Genomic DNA, 19,508 nt, shown 5'->3' on the forward strand with positions numbered 1-19,508 from the left:
GGCGAAAGTGCCGTCACCTGCGGGGACAACAGAAACCTCGGCACCAACGGTAGAGGCGCCGACGTCAACTTCCCGCAAGTCGGGACATGGTGGAGCGTCCCTCTGGCATCCCTGATCCGGGCCTTCGGGCTGAGCTCGTCGTCCCGAGCAGACCAGGCGATTTCGATATTGGGACAGCAGCCGGCGGGCACATCAAAACGCGGGAGCGCGCCCGGGGGCGAAGCCGTGCCTCGGGACGCGCTCCTGGCGCCTTGGTCTGTCAGGGGGTCGGCCGGATGGCCGTGTCCGAACTGTAGGAGGTGATCTGGGAGGCCGTTCCGCTGTCGAGCACTTTCGAGTGGGTGGTCGACGCGTCGAGAACGACGTGCTGGGAAGCGACGTCGCTGACGATATGGTTGAGCGCGACCACGTTGGCGTCCCCTCCGGCGATCAGGATCTGCGTCGGTTGGGCGCCCGCAGGGATGATGTTGGCGGGCGGGACGTTGTATGCGAAGAGGTTGTCCGAGATGAGGTTGTTATCTCCCGCGACGTGGACTACGCCGTAGAGGTCGTCGAGGCCGTTGCCTCGGCCGATGAACGGCGGATACCCCTCGTTGGTCCTGCGTATGTGGTTGGCCGTGATGAGGTTTTCCTTGCAGCCGCCCACAAGGCGGAGCAAGCCCGGGTAGAAGCCCTGGAGCCTATTCGAAGTGACCGAGCACCGGTTGCAGCCGGTGAATTCGATGAGGCTCCGGCCCCGGGGGAAGAGGTTGTTGCCCGTGACGAGGAGGCCCTCGTGGTTCTCGGCCAGAAGAGTGACACCGTCAGGGCCGGCGCCCATGTGATTGCCGCTGACAGTTGTCGCCTGCCCGGCCCCGGTGAGCTCGACGCAGCTGCCGCATTCGGCGATCATGTTGTCGTTGACGCGGAGTGCGTCCGCGCCGCGCACGATCAGGGCATGTTCGAGGTAGACGAATCCCATACCGGTGATGTGGAAGGAGTCGTTATCGGAGGCGACTTCGATTCCGGTCTTGCCGTTGTGGTAGCTGTTCTTGCCGGGGGTGAAACCGACTCCGTCGAGGCAGAAGTCCCGGAACACGATTCCTGAAAGACGCGGATCCCCCGCCCGCTTGACGAGGAATGCCTGGGGCGCGCTCGGAGAGGTCAGGACGCGGATGTGGCTGGCTCCGGGCTGGAGGTTCTGCCATCCGGTCGGGTTCGAGTTGTCGAGGATGTTTCGGGAGAAGAAGCCATGCCCGAAGCCGGCGATGGTCAGGTAGCTCACATCGACGACGACCTGGGTGTGCAGGTCGTAGTCGCCCGGAGGGATGATGATCGCGGCTCCCGGACGCGCGTCCGGGGACGTCTGCCGCTGCTTGATGTCGGCGATGATGTCGTTGATGACCGCCCCGACGTCGGACTGCGCGGTGACGTCCGGGTGCCCCTTGATCCTCCATGTGGTGACGTCATATGTGTTGGGCGAATTGAGGGGTGCGCCTTGCTGGCCGTCGGCCGCATTAGCATTCTGCGTTGTTCCGAAAGTCAATGCAGCCGCAAGCGTTCCGGCGGCTCCCGCACCGATCAGCCGGCGGCGGCTTGGATTCGCATTTTCTAGATTCTTTCCAGTTACCACGGGTTTCTCCTCTGTATGAGATAAGACTGCTGTTCAGAATCGGGCGTTGCCGGGTCGGCCGCCGAAGACTTGACTGTCCTTGTCATCTGCCCTCGGCGGCATCACGCTTTTGTTCCGGGAAACGGCTAATGTCCCACGTGGACTAATGTCACAACTGACGTGCCAAACCGTTTGGGCTAACCAGAGATGACACTAGAAGCGCGGCATGACGGCTGTCAACGCCAAAATTCGGACAGAAGTTTTTGGCACATCCGACGGCGTCTACCAATGATTTGTGACTCTTGACACCCTCCGCGCCCTGCGCGTAATCTGTTGCCAAGTCGTTTTGGCAAAACGGTTTTTCATCCTATCCCGTCTTCGTATTCCGTTCCCGAGAAAGGGAGTCGACAGCGATGTCCTCTCGAAAAACAATCTCCAGGCTTGCCGCCCTCGGCAGCCTTTCAACCGCGGTAATCCTGGCCGCGACCGCATGCGGCGCAGGAGGCCCGGCGACGTCCGGAGGCGCCGCCGGCAGTTCCATCAACGTCCTGGTGGAGGCAGGCGGACATGCAGAACTGCAGCCCATCGCCGACCAGTGCAAGAAGGACACCGGGGTCAACGTCAACTTTGTTGAACTCCCCTATGACGGCCTCTTCAACCGCCTCTCCAGCGAATTCTCCTCCGGCACTGTCTCCTTCGATGTTGCGGCTCTTGACTCCGTGTGGCTGCCCAGTTTCAAGGACGCCCTGCAGCCCATCGATGAGCTCTTCACTGACGAGGCAAAGAAGGACATCTTCCCTTCACTGGTCAAGGAAGCCAACGTCGACGGCCACTTCATTGGAATGCCGGCGTGGACCAACGCCGAGATCGTCCTCTACCGCAAGGACCTCTTTGAGGACGCCAAGAACAAGGCCGACTTCAAGGCCAAGTACGGCTACGACCTCGCCGCCCCGAAGACCTGGCAGCAGTACCAGGACATCTCCGCCTTCTTCACCAAAGACGGCATGTACGGTACAGACGTCAAGGGCGGCGTTGAAACCGAATACCTCGCCCACGTGCTCCAGGCAGGATCGCCCATGGTTCTGGACAGCAACAACAACGTCGTAATCGACAACGCGGCCCACAAACAAGCGCTGGATTTCTACACCAGCCTCGTCAAGGACGCCCCGGCCGGCGCGGCCCAGGTCGACTGGGCCGCCGCCCAGAACCTCTTCAACCAGGGCAAGACAGCCATGACCCAGTTCTGGGCCCACGCGTACCGGCAGATCCCCAAGGACTCCCCGGTCTACGGCAAGGTCGGAACAGCCCCGATGATCGGCGGGTCCGCCGGTGTTGCCGGTGTTCCCGGCCCCTGGTACCTCTCGGTCCCGAAGGCAACCAAGAACACGGACGCCGCGAAGAAGTTCGTCAAGTGCGCCTTCGACCACAATGATCTGGCCATCCAGTCAAGCCTTGGCCTGGCAGCACGGGTCTCCGCCTTCCAGAAGTACCAGGACCAGCCCGGCTACGAGAGCTTCAAGCCGCTGATCGAAACACTCAACGCTCCCGCGACGGCAACCCGTCCGGCAACGGCAAAGTGGCAGCAGATCGTCGACACCGTACTGGTTCCGATGCTCCAGAAGGCCGTCGCCGGCGGAGACAGCACGACCTTGCTGGCCGACGCCAAGACCAAGATCCAAGCCCTCCTTAAGTAAGACTCCGCGGCCGGCAACAGCCCATGGCGTTGCCGGCCGCGGCCCCAACCAGCGGAAGAGAATCCCGTGCGCATCCCAGATCGCCGCTTCGCCCTTTACCTGATGACCCCGGCGGCGTTGTTCCTCGCAGTCTTTGTTGCCTACCCGCTGTTCCGGTTGGTCACGGACAGCTTCTTTAAAATCTCCCCGATCGTCGGGGGCCCCCGTGACTTCGTGGGCCTGGACAACTACGTCCGGGCCTTCACCTCGGAGGCCTTCATCGGTGCAGGATGGCGGACCCTCGCCTACACCCTGATGGTGGTGACCCTCGAGTTCACCCTGGGCCTGGGCATGGCCCTCCTGTTCACCACCTTGGGCCGGAAATCCCAGGTCTGGCGGACCATGTTCCTGTACCCGCTCATGATTGCCCCGATCGTGGCCGGCCTGCTGTGGAAGTTCCTCATGATCGACAACTTCGGCCTTCTCGGCACCCTGCTCAGCCAGGCCGGCATCCTGCAGAACCCAAACCAGATCGGCTGGCTGTCGAACCCGGACATCGTCCTGTTCTCCGTCGCCGTCCCGGACATCTGGCTCACGACATCGTTCATGTGCCTGGTGCTGTTCGCGGGCCTGCAGAACATCCCGGGAGACCTCATCGAGGCGGCCAGGCTCGACGGCGCCCGCGCGCCGTCGCTGCTGTTCCGGATCATCCTTCCGCTGCTCCGGCCTGTCATCGCCGTGGCGCTGGTGGTCCGCGGCATCGACGCAGCCCGGGCCTTTGACACCATCCTCATCCAGACCAACGGCGGACCACAATCCGCCTCCGAAACCATGAGCCTGCTCATCTACCGCACGATGATCCGGTTCGGCGACCCAGGCCTCGCAAGCGCCATGGGCACCATCTACCTGCTGGCCATGCTCGCCATCGCCTTCGTCGCCGTAACCACCATCTGGCGGCCAGGAAAGGACACCTGATGAGCTCGGCCCAGACCCCCGACGACAGCGGCATCCTGGCGGCCGCCGTCCCCGACCGGCCACGCCACGCCGGCATCGCATACCGCAACGCGCCGGCACCGCACCAAACGGAGAGCACCATGCCAAGCCGAACAGCGACTGCGCCTCAGACCACCACGGAACCGGCGTCGGCCGGCACAGTCCGCAGGCGCCGCGGCGTCAATCGCGAAGGACTCGAAGCCGGCAAGCGCAGCACCAGGACCATCCTGTGGATCCTCCTCGCCGCGGCGCTAATCCTCTACGGCTTCCCGTTCCTGTACCTGCTGTTCACGTCCTTCAAGACCCCGATCGACACCATCGCCGTACCGCCGACCATCCTCCCCAAGGAATGGACGCTCGATAACTACATCAACGCCCTGGGCCGCAATGGAGTGCCGGCGTCGTTCATCAACAGCATCCAGACCGCCGTCATCAGCACGCTGCTGTCGCTCGTCTTGGCCGTCCCGGCGGCCTACGGCATCACACGCTACAAAACAGCCAGTGGCAGAGTGTTCATCATGGCTGCGCTCGTCACCCGCATGGTCCCCCCGGTCGCCATCGGCATCCCGCTGGCGTCCATGATGGCCTCGGTCGGCCTGGCCGACACCCCGATCGCACTGTCCATCGCGCACACAACCATCTCGCTGCCGCTCTCCATCTGGCTCATGTCCAGCTTCTTCGAGGCCGTCCCACAGGACCTGGAAGAAGCAGCTACCGTGGATGGCTGCAGCCGGCTCGGAGCCCTGTGGCGGGTGGTCATCCCGGTGGTCTCCGGAGGCATCGCCGTGACAGCGATCTTCGCCTTCCTCGCCTCCTGGAACGAATTCCTGTTCGCGCTACTCATGACCGCCGTCCGGTCCCAGACCACACCCGTGGTCATCGCAAACTTCCAGACCCAGTTCGGACTGGACTGGGGATCCATGACAGCCCTCGCCGCCGTCTACTCGATCCCCGTCATCCTTCTCACCCTTCTCTTGCAGCGCAAGATCGTCGCAGGCATGACCCTCGGCGCCGTCAAGGGCTGAGAAGCCACAGCACAAAGGGAAGAACCAATGTCAAGCAACAACCACTACGACGTGACGACGTGGCACGTCGGCAATCCGTCCGAGGACGTCGGTGAAGTACTCAACAGCATCATCGCTGACATCAAGGACCGGCAAACGGCCACCGACGCGAACAATGGAGGAAAGCCAGGCGCGGTGATCTACATTCCGCCCGGAGACTACCGCCTGCGTACGCAGGTGCTGATCGACGTCAGCTTCCTCAGGATCCACGGCTCCGGACACGGCTTTACGTCATCGAGCATCCGGTTCAACGTCCCCGAAGACGAATGGCCCGACCTGCATGAGCTATGGCCCGGGGGGAGCCGCATTCTCGTCGACCTTCCCCCCGGCGGAGACGGAGAGGAATCCAAGGGAGCCGCCTTCTACGTTGAACGAAGCGGAAGCCCACGGATCAGCTCGGTCGAGTTCTCCAACTTCTGCATCGACGGGTTGCACTTCGCCCCGGACGGCTCGGGAATGCACCCCGAGAACACCTACGTCAACGGCAAAACCGGCATCTACGTCGCAAACGCCAATGACTCATTCCGCGTCACCGGCATGGGGTTCGTCTACCTTGAGAACGCCCTCACCATCTACAACGCGGACGCGCTTTCCGTTCACGACAACTTCATCGCCGAATGCGGCAGCTGCATCGAGCTGCGCGGGTGGGGACAGGCATCGAAGATCACCGACAACCTGGTCGGAGCAGGGCCCAAAGGTCACTCGATCTACGCCGAGAACCATGGCGGGCTCCTGATAACCGCGAACAACGTCTTCCCCCGCGGTGCGAGCAGCGTCCATCTGGACGGGGTCACGCGATCAAGCGTCACCAACAACCGTTTGCATTCGTTCTACCCTGGCATGGTGATTCTCGCAGCGAACAGTTCGGAAAACCTCGTGGCCACGAATCACTTCCTGCGTGACCACGAGCCCTGGACACCCTTCCTGGGCGTCGACAACGGATTGGACGACCTCAACGGGCTTCTCTGTGTCAGCGGCAGCAACAACTCTGTCATCGGGAACCACTTCTCCGAGATCATCGACTCACAGAGCATCCAGCCCGCGGGTGCGACGCCCGTCATCATCCGGCTCATCGCGGGGGTTGGCAACTTCGTTTCCAACAACCACGTGGTGGCGATGGACGTTCACGCCAAGTCAAGTGACTCCTGCTTCTCGGCTCAGGTGGACGCGCTGTTGACGACCGAAGCTTCGGACGCCCTCGCCGTTACGGCCGTCATGGTCGATCCCGCATCAGCCCGGAATACGATCCTTGATTCCGGAAGTGACGCCCAAGTTATCGCGGACAGGACTGTTAACGCCTTCAGGGCCACACCCGCGGTCGGTTTCCAGGCGGCACACGAACCACTTGTGGTTCAGTAGCCCGCTCAGGCCTGGCGAGTCCCTCGGGGATCGCCATCGGGCCTCTGGGACGAATAGAACGTACCCAGCAAGTACCCGGACATAGAATCAGCATCAACATAAGGACGTGGGAGACCAATGAACAAGTCAGTTGGCATCAAGGACGTGGCAGCCGCAGCCGGCGTCTCGGTCACGACGGTCTCCCACGTCCTCAATGATGTTGTCTACGCCCGGGTGGGGGCGGAGACGAGGGAACGGGTCCACGAAGCGGCCCGGCGTCTCGGATACGGCCCGAACCGGCTGGCGCAGGCGCTGCGCACCCAACGTTCGGGCATGATCGGGTTCATCAGCGAGGAAATCGCCACCACCCCGCACGCCGGCCGGATCATTTTGGGGGCCGAGGAGACGGCACGTGCTCGCGGATACCGCATCATGATCATCAACTCCACCAGCACCAGCTCCCAGGATTCCAGGGAAAGTGATGTGGCGGATCTGCTGGACCGGCAGGTAGACGGCATCCTCTACGCCACCATGTATCACCGCAAACTGGCCGTCCCCAAGAACCTCGTCGGACTCCCCGCCGTCCTGGTGGACTCCGAAGACATCAGCCACACCGTTTCCTCCGTCATCCCCGACGAAATCGCCGGTGCGAGGTCGGCCGTACAAACCCTGATCGACGCCGGACACACCCGCATCGGCATGCTCAACAACACCGACGACGTCCCCGCCACCCACTCCCGGCTCAAGGCATTCAAGGACACACTCGCAGGTGCCGGGCTGCCCTATCACGAAGAACTCGTCCAGTCCGAGCCGTCGGAGGTGCCCGGCGGCCACCAGGCGGCCCTGCGCCTGCTGAAAACCCCAAACCGGCCCACGGCCGTGTTCTGCTACAACGACCGCATGGCCATGGGCGCGTACCGGGCCGCCGGGGAACTTGGCCTCAGGATTCCGGACGACATTTCCATCGTCGGTTTCGACAACCAACAACTTATTGCCGAAAACATCTACCCCGCCCTGACAACCGTCGCCCTTCCGCACTACGAAATGGGCGCCTGGGCCACCGAAAACCTGATCGACGCCATCGAGGGAAAAACCGACCTGCAGCTGTTCGCCGCTCACCCGACCCTTCTTCCCTGTCCCCTGGTCCTTCGCGATTCCGTCGCCTCCCCAAAGCATCAGGACGCTTCGAGCAGAGCAGCACCGGACTCACCTACTCGCCCCAACACCTGACCTTCGAGCGCGCCCAGTAGAGGACGCGCCCAACCCTCCAAGGACCCCGAATGCACAGCACCCCAGTTCCCCCATGCCCTGAAACGGATGTCGTCGTCGTCGGCGAGGCCATAATCGACATCATTGACACCGCGGCAGGGCCCGTCGAGTTTCCCGGCGGATCAGGGATGAACGTCGCGTTCGGACTCGGCCGGCTAGGCGTCAGCACCGCATTTCTCACCGCACTGGGCAGGGATGAACGCAGCAGGAGCATCCAACAACACCTGGACACCGCGGGAGTACGCCTGTTCCCGGGAGCCGAACACCTCAACCGCACCTCCACTGCCAGGGCGCTTCTGGACAGCAGCGGTTCCGCAGAGTACGAATTCGACTTCGAATGGAACCTCCCCCAAATCAGCCCCACTTTCCTCCCGAAGGTGCTGCATACGGGGTCACTGGCCTCCTTCACGGAGCCCGGAGCAACCCAAGTCCGGTCCTTGCTGGAGTTGTTCTCCCGCCGCTGCTTGATCACGTACGACCCCAACATCCGCCCGACACTGCTCCCCAGCCACGCTGAAGCGCTCAGGACCTTCGAACACACAGTTGCCCTGGCTACGGTTGTGAAGCTCAGTTCGGACGACGCCCGGTGGCTTTACCCGCGCACGTCTCATGACGACGTCGCGCGGCGACTGCTTGATCTCGGGACTGAACTTGCAATCATCACCGATGGCGCATCCGGATCCTATCTGCGCTCGAATGCCGCCGAGATCGAAGTGCCGGCACCACCAGTACTCGTCAAAGATACTGTCGGAGCAGGCGACTCCTACATGTCATCGCTTATCGCCGGCCTCATCGAGGACCCCGAGGCCGATTTCGGCTACGGCAAACTCCTCCGCCTGGGAACCGCCGCCTCGCTCGCTGCGGCCATAACGGTCGGAAGGCACGGAGCGACCCCGCCAACGCGGGCGGAACTGATCCGATCCCTGGAACTGGCCCAGACTTCCCGAAAGAACTCCGATGACTGAAACAACAACACACCCTGCCGGGGGCCGCGCCGAAGAAACCGCCCCCGCCATGCGCCCGATGCTTCACTACACAGCCAAGAACACGTGGCTGAACGACCCCAATGGACTCGTGTGGCACCGCGGCGTTTACCACCTCTTCTACCAAAACAACCCCTTCGACAACGTCTGGGGCAACATGTCCTGGGGACACGCCACCTCAACCGACCTTCTGCATTGGACCGAACACCCGGTGGCCATCGCCTGCGACGAGGAAGAAGACGTCTTTTCCGGCAGCATCGTGGTAGACCACGGCAATACGTCGGGATTCGGCACAGCAGAAGATCCTGCCCTGGTGGCCATCTACACGAGCGCCTTCAAGGAAGGCTCGGCGCACCAAGGGACACAAGCCCAGTCTCTCGCGTTCTCAACGGACGCCGGCATGACCTGGAGCAAATACGCAGGCAACCCGGTGCTTGCCCGCGGCTCGGCCCATTTCCGGGATCCCAAGGTGTTCCGCTACGAGGGACCGGCCGGTTCCTGCTGGATCATGGTGGCGGTGGAGGCCCAGCACCAGCAGGTTGTGCTGTATCGCTCGGCCGACCTCAAGGGCTGGGAATACCTGAGCACCTTCGGCCCCGCCAACGCCAGCGGCGGCGAATGGGAATGCCCCGACCTCTTCCCGCTCCCCGTCGACGGAGACCCGGACAACGTCAAATGGGTCCTGGTGGTCAATATCAACCCGGGCGCCGTGGCCGGCGGCTCCGGAGGGCAATACTTCGTCGGCGACTTCGACGGGGTGCAGTTCACCGCCGACCCTGATTCGCTCGCTCCAACGGATGCCGACGGGAACGTAGATCTCAGCCGCTGTCTGTGGCTCGACTGGGGACGGGACTACTACGCCGCCGTCTCCTTCAGCAACGCCCCGGAGAACCGCCGCATCATGATCGGTTGGATGAACAACTGGGACTACGCCAACTCCTTGCCCACGTCTCCGTGGCGCTCCAGTATGTCGCTTGCCCGGGATGTCGAACTCGCGACGGTGGACGGCTTGCCGCGCCTGGTGCAGCGCCCCGTGCTGACCTTGGACTCCGGGGAGCCGGCCACCATCCAGAACATGGAACTTCACAACTCCCTGCTGCAACTGCCCGACGCGACGCCCGGATCAGCCCAGCTGATCGACGCCGAGATCCTGCCCGGCACGGCACGGACCATTACGTTCACACTTCTCCGCGCACCGGACGGGAGCACCGCAACAGTCCTCACCTTCGATGCCCTGACGAGCCGGCTCACCCTGGACCGCCGCAACTCCGGAAACACCGCCTTCCACGATAAGTTCGCGTCGGCAGAGTCCGCACCAGTGAAGCTCGACGGCGGAGTGCTTCGGCTAAGGGTAATCATCGACCAGTGCTCGGTGGAGGTCTTCGCCCAAGACGGCAGAGTTGTCCTGAGCGATCTGGTGTTCCCCCGGTCCGGGAACCTGGGCACCGACGTGTGCGTCGAAGGCGGCACGGCCATGGTGCGGAAACTGGCCGTCACGTCCTTATCCTAATGGCAGCACCCCACCCCACTGCAGTGCCCACCCCCGTCCTTGCCGGATAGAGGGCCAGCCGCCGGCAGAGGCTCACGACTGGTCTATCGCCCGTTATGGAGTTTGGTGGAGGGTGTGGGCGACGCGGTAGGAGTCGGTGCCGGGTTTCCTGGAATCTCTGATCGCCCAAGTCAAAGCAGTCACCGTACTGGGTGTACTGGTTCGCAGGAGGCTGTCCGGGGGCCCGGCAGGTCTATGACGCGGTCGACCATCCCTCATGGCAGGCTAATCCAAAGGCAAACGTCAATGACGGGGCCCGAGGCGAGGTTTTGGGGTCCGAGGTTGTCCGGGAGGCACTATCCGGCCCTGGATCAGGACTTCGCTGCAGTCGCATCGTCGCCACCTTCTTGGTTGAAGCGCCGGCAAAGATAGGAACATCAAGGACGGGCCCTGTCCCGTGTAGCGTTCGCGGACCTGAGTTCCGCCTCGAGGCGCCGGTTGTCGGCTTCGAGGACCAGGACCATCCGGATGCCGGCCAGGTTCAAGCCCAATTCCAGCAGCTCGCCGATCCGCCGCAATGTCACAAGGTCGTTCTCGCTGTACTGGCGGGTCCCGCCCAGGGTCCTGCCCGGTTCCAACAAGCCTTTGCGTTCATAGAGGCGCAGGTTCTGTTGCCCCGTTCCCACCAGCTCGGCGGCAACGGAAATCGCGTATACGCCCCTCCCCCGATCGTCGGTCTGTCCCATCGGGCACCTCCAAAATCCGTCGAAAATCAGGCTTGCCCTGACCCCTGCGCAGTGCTATAAGAAATATATACCAGCCACCATAGATCGGCTGGGTTGACAACAAAAAATTGCGATCTGCAAGGAGTGACACACCATGCTGATGCGAACGGACCCCTTCCGTGAATTCGACCGGCTCGCCGAACAGGTGCTCGGCACCACAGCCCGGCCGGCGGCCATGCCGATGGACGCCTGGCGGGAAGGCGAGGACTTCGTGGTCGCCTTCGATCTGCCCGGAGTCAACGTGGACTCGGTGGACATCGACGTCGAACGCAACGTGCTGACTGTCAGAGCCGAGCGCCCGGACCCCGTCGGCGAGGGCACGGAACTGATCGCCTCCGAACGCCCCCGCGGCGTCTTCAGCCGACAACTCATCCTCGGGGACGCACTGGACACCGACGGCGTCAAGGCAAGCTACGACGCCGGCGTCCTGACCCTGCGCATCCCGGTGGCGGAAAAAGCAAAACCGCGCCGCATCGAAATCGAAACCACCGGAAAACAGCGCCAGGAGATCAACGCCTGACCGCCGGCGCAGCCTCCCGGACCGGGAGCACCACAGCGGCCCACCATGTGAAGAGGGCGGTCGGGTTCACAGACCACGCCACAGCGCAGCCTGCGCACGGATGGATGAGGTCCCGAGGATGACTCCCGCAACGATGGTCCCCGGCCGAACAGGCCGGGGGCCATCCCCTCACCCGCCCACGAGAACACCATCTAAAACACACACCACTGCCAACTATGAGGAACAACGGCCCCGACCTTTATGGCATCCTGCATATCGTCCCCACAGCTACGGCGCGCGAGGTGACCCGCGCCTACCGCACGCTCATGCGCGGCCTGCACCCCGACACCCGGGCGGCTCGCGAACACCCCACCGGCCCCGGGCCGACGGAACCGGAGACGAAGACGCAGGAAGAGCTGCAGGAGCTCCGGGACATCATGGCCGCCTACGCCATCCTCAGCAACCCGGAAGAGCGGGCCGCCTACGACCGGGAGCACCCGCGTCCAGCCGCGAACGCCAAGCCGCAGCGCCCTGGCGCCGCCTCCGTTCGGATCCCAAGGTCGCTTCCCGCCACGTCCCTGCTGATCGGACCGGTCATCTGGGAGCCGCCCGCGGGACGGTCCGCGGGAATGCCGGTCCGGCAAAGGTCATATCCGCCAACCGGCTACACGCTGATCCTGCAGATCAGGCGCTGAGAGCCGGAAAACCACACAATCCCAAGGAGCCCCCATGAGTGCCTGGCGCCCGTACGACAGCCAGTTGATGCCCGCATTCTACGAACGCTTCGAAAAGCGGTGGGGCAAAGGAACAGCGCCGTTCCTGGACCCCGAGACCCACGAACAACCCATGCCCCGGGCCCAATGGATCAACCCGGACACCGGCGCCGCCGTCGCGGTCGTCCCCATCTGGACCGAGGACCCCCAGCACCGCTCCTTCGGAGTGTTCTACCTACCCCCGGCAGGCGATATCTGGGTCCTGCGGCCCGGCTACACGAAATACCTCGAAACCGACACTAGGAACACCGAGCAAGCCAGCCTGCGCAACGACGCCTTCCGAAAAGCCGTCGCCCACGCCAAGGAATTCATCTACGGAACCCAACCCTGAAAACCATAATCCGGAGCACACCATGACCCCTCCACAGATCAGCCAGTTCCTCCAGGACTGCATCATCAAAGACGACACGAACGACTCAGGACTCGACGCCGACGTCTTCTACGGGCTCTACATCAGCTGGTGCTCCCTGCACCGCAAAATCCCCCTCCCCGACCATGCCTTCCGCACTGCCCTGCGCCTCGCAGGCTTTGTTAAGGAAAAGGACGGGAAGGGCAAAAAGGGAGTCTTCCAAGGCCTGCGCATGACGGGACCAGCCGCCGTGGACTACATCCTCAACAGCAGCGCCCAAACCCCGGCGGACCCCAGGTAGAGCAGGAGGCCACCGTCCGGCCGGACCCTGTTTCCGCCTGGTGTCCGGCGCCCACGCCGTACCAGGTTTGTAGCGCTGCTGCTTCCCGGCAAGCGGCCCGCGGGTTGGGTGGGCGGTGGCAAGGAAACGCACCAATGACCGGTGTCACCTTTGCCGTGGCATAGGCGCCGCTACCGCCGAGAGCATCTTCCAGGGAATCGCCCTCGTGGACGATCGCAGGCCGCCGAACCGGCCGCGGGCTTGAGTACGCCCTACGTGTTTTAGCTGCTCGTGCGTCGGTGACCTGTCCGAAGTGATTTGGGGGTGGTCGCAGGAACCCTGGCAGTGGTGTCTGCGGGCCGCGCCCGGCCCGTCACGGGGGAGGCAAGGGGCCCAAAGAAGATGCGTGTCACGCCATATGAGGTCTGGCGTCAACCCTCCCGGAGGGTCCACCGGGCTCTCAAAACAGGGCCCACGAGGAGGGTGTGGATGGCCGCCGTGCGGCGTACCTTTGTTGTGGCGAGCTTCGCATATCCCCCATTTGCGCAGCCGCCTGGAACCCGTGCATTGGAGGCGCTTCCGACTCGCGCGGGGGTTCCTGATCGCATTGCCGTTCGCGGCGTCCCGTCGGCCGACCGACCGACCGCCCCTGTTGCCTGTCTTTCAGCGTTCGCCGGGCGTACGCTGATCACGTCCCCGGTACCGGACCGGCCCGGGTCCTTTGCCTCCGGATTCAATCAGTAAGGGAATCACCATGGAGATGAACATCAGGGACCACTGGGATCGCCTCAGCCCCGAAACCCGGCAATGGCTCACCGAGAACCCCGGGTTCGTGGTGCTGCCGCGGACGATCACGGAGACGATCCATCAGGAAACCGGAATCACCGCGGGCTCGGACCAGCACGACCAAGCCAGCCTCTCCTCCGAGGACCTCGACTTCCTCCGGGCCCTGGCCGAAGCAACGCCCGCCCCGCTGGAGCACCGGTTCTTCGACGCAATACAGCAAGGAGAAGGCTGACGCTGAGCGTCAAAGAACAAAGGAGTCCCCCAGTGAATGCAGAACCACAGCCCGCACCGGAGCCGTCCCACGCGCCAACACCCGGCGCGGGCGCGCCGGCGGGGCGCCGGCCGGTGGTCACGCGCGCCGGGATGGTCTGGACGGCCACCATTGCCGCCCTCGTGCTCCTGATCCTGCTCATCGCGTTCATAGTGCAGAACCAGGACGCCGCCAGGGTAAGGTTCTTCGGTCTGGACGGGACAATCTCCCTGGGCATTGCCCTGCTCATCGCCGCGGTCGGCGGCGGGGCCCTGGTCGCCGTAGCCGGTGCAGTACGCATCATCCAGCTCCGGGCCCGCACCCGCCGCACACCAACACCGCCACGGCCCTGACACCAACCACGACACCACACCCGGCAGCGAACGGCTCCGGCTGTCCGCGCAGGGGCATGGCCGGCGCGGGCCTTGAAGGGACCGACTGCGGGCCTGCCCTGTGGGCTCTGAATTCCTAGAGTTGTCCCCATCCGCCAAGTAGCTGATGAGTAACTTGTACTGAAGGTTGTGGGAGTCGTTGGCCCGGGGCGCCGACCAAATGCTGGGCTTCGATCCTGCATCCGAATCGGCATACCTGCCGGTAACTCAGGGAATCATGCGAAGATATGGTCCGGACTTCGCGTGGTTAGAGGATCCCGTGGCAACGTTATCTCTTTGACGAGGGGCTGAACCAATGCATATCACCGCCAAAGAGCTGGCCAGGCTCATTCCGGCGGACTTCACACTCGGCGTGGCCACGGCCGCCTTCCAGATCGAAGGCGCGCTGAACGAGGATGGCCGTGGTCCGGCAGGGTGGGATGTTTTCTCGGCCCGACCCGCGGCGGTCGTCGGCGGTGACAGCCCAGAGGTTGCGTGCGACCATTACCATCGGATGCCCGAGGACGTGGCTCTGATGAAGCAATTGGGCGTGGATTCGTACCGCTCCTCCCTATCCTGGCCGCGCGTCCAGCCCAGTGGCAGCGGTCCAGCGAACCGGGCTGGACTGGACTTCTACGACCGTCTCCTGGACGAACTGCTCGCGAGCGGGATTTCCCCGATGGTCACCCTCTACCACTGGGACACGCCCTTGCCCCTGGATGACGCCGGCGGCTGGCTCAACAGGGACACCGCCTACCGACTCGGCGAGTTCGCCGCCATCGCCGCCGCTGCCTTTGGAGACAGGGTGGCCCGATGGGTGACCATCAACGAGCCTGCCACGGTCACCACGAATGGTTACACCCTCGGGCTACACTCGCCCGGGGAATCCCTACTGCTCAAGGCGCTGCCCACTGTCCACCACCAGTTGCTGGGTCACGGCCTCGCTGTCCAGGCACTGCGGGCAGCCGGCGTTCCCGGGGAGATCGGAATGAGCAACGTCTATTCGCCCATGGTTCCGAATTCCATCAATCCCCTGGACAAGCTGAGCGCGGGTTTCATGGACATCGCGCAGAACAGGCCGTACGCGGACCCGGTACTGACAGGCAAGTACCCGGACCTGATCCGTGCCGCCAAGTTCTTTGGTTCCTTCGACCACCCCGACGAGGACATGAAGGTCATCTCCCAGCCGCTGGACTTCTACGGGCTCAACTACTACATGCCAACCAGAGTCGCCGCGGGCGCCGGCGACGGCGCCATGCCCGCCAACATGGCGGAGGTCATGGGAGACGACTTGAGCGCCGCCGGTGGCGCCAGCGCTCCATTCCACCTTGAAGCTTGGCCGGAAGCGGACATCACCGCCTATGGGTGGCCCGTGAAGCCTGATTACCCGGGCGTGACCCTAAGGGAGATGGCAGAACGGTACCCCAACCTGCCCCCCTGTCATCCTCACCGAGGGCGGTGCCAGTTTCGAGGACATAATCGTCCGTGACAGGCGCACGAACACCACCTTTATCCCGGACGAGCGCCGGCTGAAGTACCTATCCGACCACCTCGAAGCCGCACTGAAGGCCACAGCACCCGGCGGACCAGCCGAGGGAATAGACCTGCGCGGCTATTACGTGTGGTCGCTGATGGACAACTTCGAATGGTCCGCCGGCTACAGTCAGCCGTTCGGCCTGATCCACGTGGACTTCCAGACCCTGGCACCGACGCCCAAGGCGTCCTGCTTCTGGCTTCAGGAACTCATTGAGGAACGAAACTTAGCCGCCCATGCGCGCGCCCACACCATCAAAGACACGGATCCCGGACAGCAGCCCAAACACGCCGCCGACAACTGACTTCAGATCCGGCCCTTCCAATCGCTCAGGACAATGCCTCCCGGTCCCACTGAAACACTAGACGACTCAACAACGAAAGATTCCATGGAGGCGCCCAGGAATGGCCGCCGTTGCAGCCACCGCCGGCGGTTGAAGGCCGGACGAGGCCCCATCAGACTGACATACCCAAGTCATGCAGTCCGGTCCCTACCCACCATGAAGAAGAAACAAGACCACAGACCGCTCCCCATCCAGAGAACGCGAGGCAGAGGACCCCACAAAAGACCCCGAAGGAACACACAAAAAGCTGATTTGTGCACAGTCAGAGAGCCAAAGGCCCCCTGACCTGCGGAAACACGTGCCCAAGGTGGGACTCGAACCGCATTCCAACCCTTGAAAATACTGGGAACTCCCGAAAACATAGCCAGTACGGCCCAATCCGACCCCGGTACGGCCCAGTCCGACGGCAATAGTGTGCACATTGTGCACACCCCCATTTTTCGCTTAGAGACCGCTCCGAGGCCACTCCCCTGTCTTGGGACGTTTGGCTTGGTCATAAGTGGCTTCAGGCACGGTCTGGGCCGTCACTGGCCGAGGCCTTGCGAGCACCACTTCTTTCGAGTGACGCACAAGGATGTCAGGGGCCGTGGTTGGCTGTCGGGCGCTCTTTCAGGGTCTGGCCGATCTTCTCGACGGAGGCGAACCAAGAGAGCATGTCCTGGTCGATCGCGCCGATGACGGTCCGCATGTTGGCGAGTTGGGCTTCGATTCGACTGTTGATGAGGGGTTCAAGATGGGCCACACGGTTACGCAGGCGGTACACGCCTTCCACCGCCCGCTCCAGTTCATGGACCGGTCGTTTCAAGTTCGGGAAAGCGGAGCTCAAAGCCTGATCCCACAGCAGCCGCTTTCCGGCATCCTTGCGGCCTGGCAGCATGAACCGCCATGTGCCAAGCGACATTGCCGCCAGAAGATCCTCATGGATCGGCTCCCGCAGGTGCTTCGGCCGCAGACGCGTTGATCTGCCGGCCCGCGACCTGGCATCGGGGATATCCCGGCCCACAATCCGCTCAATCAGCACCGACGGTTCCAGAAGCCAGTCCGCAGAGTGGGGCTGTCCGGTTTTCGGGTTGGTCTGGGTGGCGTTCCACAGACACAGCCTTTCGTCGAGGGCATTACGAAGCACGACCTCAAAAATGTGCAGGGCCTCATACGCAGCTCCCGAGAGCCGGATGTTCCACCGGTATAGGTGAACAGCATCCTGCAGGCTTCCGGCGGCTTCAAGGTAGGGTGCAAGCCGGGCCTTGCTCAACCGCCGCAGCAGCACGGACTCGATGCTCTTTGGTTCAGACTTAGCCACGGTAGTAAACTGTAAAGGAAGACAGGGGCAGGTTCCCTGTTATGGATTACTGAGGGTCCCGCAGCCAGGAGCTGCGGGGCCCTCAGCCATTTTGCTCTCGGATCATTCGACTCGTAGGAATCCCCGTCGCTCACGACAGCTACGCAAGAGACCTTAGCGAAGCTGTACTGAATTTAGGTCCACCTTGACGACAAAGCTACCGTTGGGACTCTCGATAACGAGCTCGCGACCAGGGAGTGTGTCGTACTGTGATGCAACCCGTTCAGGAGTGTCAGCGGACTTCGCGTGTGCGCCGTCTGATTCGGTGTGCACGAGATAGGCAATGTTGTCGCAGTCGCATGAGGCCTTGAACCAATAGAATCGGCCGCGCAGTGCCTCGTTGACAAGTGACGCCGGGTAGTAGGTGACATGTTTGCCGCACAAGGTCGGGAGCTTGACCATTGATCCGGCCAGAGTGCTCTCCTCCAGCTCCGCCGCGGGTCTCCAGGGCCGCAGCGTCAACTCGAGTTCGGGTACGACGAAGCTTCGCCCACGTGCGAGAGCCAAGAACTCGTCGTCTGCGAGTTCCTCCCAAATGGTCCTTGTCATGGCTTCCTGCGTGGGCCAGAGGTGCTGGAGAAGGTGTTCTGTCGTGACGTCAACATAGAAGGGCAAGCTTGTGAATCGGATCCCGTGGATGAGAAGGGCACCCAAAGCAATTGTCATCGCGTACGCATGCGGCACGTCCGGCTCTGGCAGACCATCGACGTTGAGCGAGAGCGGCGTCACCCAAACCGATCCGAGCCTTAGTTCACCTGTGTATCGCCCGATCCAGAACATGCTGGCCGGAAGTGGCGTCTTCTCACCGCGTAGTTGATACAAGAGTTCATACTCCGAGGGCGGTAGACCGTAACCTTGCTCCCTGTCGTCAGCCGAAGACACCAGCATTGCGACGAGTGCGGTCTTCTGAAGCCATGCGGCGACAGCTCCCTGATCAGCTTGGTGAACCCGTCCGGGCTCTCCAAGGATTAGCGGAGTGAGGACACGCTGGGCTACCTGCTCGAGGCCTTCCATCCAGCCGTTGTTGCAGGTCTTGCACACGTTTTTCACGGTCATCTGAAACGGTGGAGCCACGCCCAGCGGCTTGCCGATCCGGTTGAGGGGGCCTGCGACATTCTCGACGGGCCCTCCTTCCAAACCAATTTTGCTGAGCCAGTTCCCAAGTACATGTTCCCGCGTGAGCGGACCCGCACTCCCGCAGAAGGCACAGAGCCGTTGGCCGGTCACGACTGTATCTCTGAAGGATCTGAAGCTCCTGCCTCCCGGATGAAAATCGGGTCAAGGGGCCAATCGACGGCGAAGACACGGTTGAAGCTGACGGCAAAGCACGTCGACCCGTCGGCTTCCGTCATCTCGACGAGGGCAATCTCGCCGGGCACCGGATTGGCCGCGGTGCGGCTCACCTGGATCGATTGGGCGAGAGCGCTCAACTCGTAGTCCTCGCCTCGATCACGGTCCCGTGCGGCCATCAGCTCGGCGCGGACCGCAGCGGCGTGCTCGGTTCGAGGAACCTCCTTCACGATGAGGCAGGCCGCCACATACCCTGTTTTGAGCGCCGCGAGCCGGAACGCCTTTTCGTTGAATGCCGGGAACGTGATTCCGATCTTGCCTCCCTGAATCATACGGTCGAAGTTTGGGTCGCAACGCCAGTCTGAAAGAGGACAAATTCTCCCGTCCATGTTCGCGGTCCGGCTCCGAATGAACCGTGGACTGGCGCCGTGACCGTGGATGGCTTTCTTGCCTTATGCTGATGGAAGAACCAGAATGATAAGCACGCTTAGTATAAGCGTACGTGAAGA

Annotated in this window: 18 protein-coding genes and 1 pseudogene; 14 read left to right on the top strand and 5 right to left on the bottom strand. The window is 62.9% G+C overall.

Annotated elements, in window-relative coordinates:
* Window positions 1-259: 259 nt before the first annotated feature.
* A complete protein-coding gene (locus tag ACFVTG_RS18490) occupies window positions 260-1,612 on the bottom strand; it encodes a fructotransferase (protein WP_390282338.1) in 1,353 nt (450 codons plus the stop codon).
* 392 nt (window positions 1,613-2,004) lie between these two features.
* Here ACFVTG_RS18490 and ACFVTG_RS18495 point away from each other — a divergent pair, with 392 nt between their 5' ends.
* The 7 genes from ACFVTG_RS18495 (at window position 2,005) to ACFVTG_RS18525 (ending at window position 10,421) form a co-directional block, all read left to right on the top strand.
* Window positions 2,005-3,285: an ABC transporter substrate-binding protein gene (locus tag ACFVTG_RS18495; RefSeq protein ID WP_390282339.1), complete on the top strand. Its 1,281-nt coding sequence runs from the start codon at window positions 2,005-2,007 to the stop codon at window positions 3,283-3,285.
* 66 nt (window positions 3,286-3,351) lie between these two features.
* Entirely contained in the window at window positions 3,352-4,239 is an 888-nt protein-coding gene (locus tag ACFVTG_RS18500) for a carbohydrate ABC transporter permease (RefSeq protein ID WP_284991694.1), read from the top strand.
* 119 nt (window positions 4,240-4,358) lie between these two features.
* Complete coding sequence (locus ACFVTG_RS18505) at window positions 4,359-5,282, top strand: carbohydrate ABC transporter permease (protein WP_390282398.1); 924 nt, start codon at window positions 4,359-4,361, stop codon at window positions 5,280-5,282.
* Window positions 5,283-5,309: 27 nt separating this feature from the next.
* Window positions 5,310-6,680: a NosD domain-containing protein gene (locus ACFVTG_RS18510; RefSeq protein WP_390282341.1), complete on the top strand. Its 1,371-nt coding sequence runs from the start codon at window positions 5,310-5,312 to the stop codon at window positions 6,678-6,680.
* Window positions 6,681-6,797: 117 nt separating this feature from the next.
* Window positions 6,798-7,889: a LacI family DNA-binding transcriptional regulator gene (locus ACFVTG_RS18515; RefSeq protein ID WP_390282342.1), complete on the top strand. Its 1,092-nt coding sequence runs from the start codon at window positions 6,798-6,800 to the stop codon at window positions 7,887-7,889.
* A 50-nt stretch (window positions 7,890-7,939) separates the two neighbouring features.
* Window positions 7,940-8,893 carry a carbohydrate kinase gene (locus ACFVTG_RS18520; protein ID WP_390282344.1) on the top strand — a complete coding sequence of 318 codons (954 nt, stop codon included), beginning with the start codon at window positions 7,940-7,942 and terminating at the stop codon, window positions 8,891-8,893.
* Window positions 8,886-10,421, top strand: a complete 1,536-nt coding sequence (locus tag ACFVTG_RS18525) for a glycoside hydrolase family 32 protein (protein WP_390282345.1) — start codon at window positions 8,886-8,888, stop codon at window positions 10,419-10,421. The genes ACFVTG_RS18520 and ACFVTG_RS18525 overlap by 8 nt, the downstream gene beginning before the upstream one ends.
* A gap of 416 nt (window positions 10,422-10,837) precedes the next feature.
* Here ACFVTG_RS18525 and ACFVTG_RS18530 read toward each other — a convergent pair whose 3' ends face one another.
* A complete protein-coding gene (locus tag ACFVTG_RS18530) occupies window positions 10,838-11,146 on the bottom strand; it encodes a MerR family transcriptional regulator (protein WP_390282347.1) in 309 nt (102 codons plus the stop codon).
* Between the two features lie 133 nt (window positions 11,147-11,279).
* On the opposite strand from ACFVTG_RS18530, the gene ACFVTG_RS18535 reads away from it, so the two are divergent.
* From ACFVTG_RS18535 to ACFVTG_RS18565, 7 genes and pseudogenes are all read left to right on the top strand, one after another.
* Window positions 11,280-11,705: an Hsp20/alpha crystallin family protein gene (locus ACFVTG_RS18535; protein WP_390282348.1), complete on the top strand. Its 426-nt coding sequence runs from the start codon at window positions 11,280-11,282 to the stop codon at window positions 11,703-11,705.
* A gap of 215 nt (window positions 11,706-11,920) precedes the next feature.
* Complete coding sequence (locus ACFVTG_RS18540) at window positions 11,921-12,379, top strand: J domain-containing protein (RefSeq protein WP_390282349.1); 459 nt, start codon at window positions 11,921-11,923, stop codon at window positions 12,377-12,379.
* 34 nt (window positions 12,380-12,413) lie between these two features.
* Entirely contained in the window at window positions 12,414-12,788 is a 375-nt protein-coding gene (locus ACFVTG_RS18545; RefSeq protein WP_390282350.1) for a hypothetical protein, read from the top strand.
* Window positions 12,789-12,810: 22 nt separating this feature from the next.
* A complete protein-coding gene (locus ACFVTG_RS18550; protein WP_390282351.1) occupies window positions 12,811-13,107 on the top strand; it encodes a hypothetical protein in 297 nt (98 codons plus the stop codon).
* Window positions 13,108-13,840: 733 nt separating this feature from the next.
* Window positions 13,841-14,104 (top strand): hypothetical protein, encoded by a 264-nt coding sequence (locus tag ACFVTG_RS18555; RefSeq protein WP_390282352.1) that lies wholly within the window; start codon window positions 13,841-13,843, stop codon window positions 14,102-14,104.
* A 32-nt stretch (window positions 14,105-14,136) separates the two neighbouring features.
* Entirely contained in the window at window positions 14,137-14,475 is a 339-nt protein-coding gene (locus ACFVTG_RS18560; protein ID WP_390282353.1) for a lipopolysaccharide assembly LapA domain-containing protein, read from the top strand.
* 334 nt (window positions 14,476-14,809) lie between these two features.
* Window positions 14,810-16,331, top strand: a pseudogene (locus ACFVTG_RS18565) (glycoside hydrolase family 1 protein).
* Between the two features lie 616 nt (window positions 16,332-16,947).
* Here the strand turns inward: ACFVTG_RS18565 and ACFVTG_RS18570 are convergent.
* The 3 genes from ACFVTG_RS18570 to ACFVTG_RS18580 form a co-directional block, all read right to left on the bottom strand.
* Window positions 16,948-17,670: a hypothetical protein gene (locus tag ACFVTG_RS18570; protein ID WP_390282354.1), complete on the bottom strand. Its 723-nt coding sequence runs from the start codon at window positions 17,668-17,670 to the stop codon at window positions 16,948-16,950.
* Between the two features lie 153 nt (window positions 17,671-17,823).
* Window positions 17,824-18,936: a hypothetical protein gene (locus ACFVTG_RS18575; RefSeq protein ID WP_390282355.1), complete on the bottom strand. Its 1,113-nt coding sequence runs from the start codon at window positions 18,934-18,936 to the stop codon at window positions 17,824-17,826.
* Window positions 18,933-19,331: a hypothetical protein gene (locus ACFVTG_RS18580; RefSeq protein ID WP_390282356.1), complete on the bottom strand. Its 399-nt coding sequence runs from the start codon at window positions 19,329-19,331 to the stop codon at window positions 18,933-18,935. Before ACFVTG_RS18580 ends, ACFVTG_RS18575 begins: the two co-directional genes overlap by 4 nt.
* Between the last annotated feature and the right edge of the window lie 177 nt (window positions 19,332-19,508).

It is taken from the genome of Arthrobacter sp. NPDC058127 (assembly GCF_042884555.1).
GTDB lineage: Bacteria > Actinomycetota > Actinomycetes > Actinomycetales > Micrococcaceae > Arthrobacter.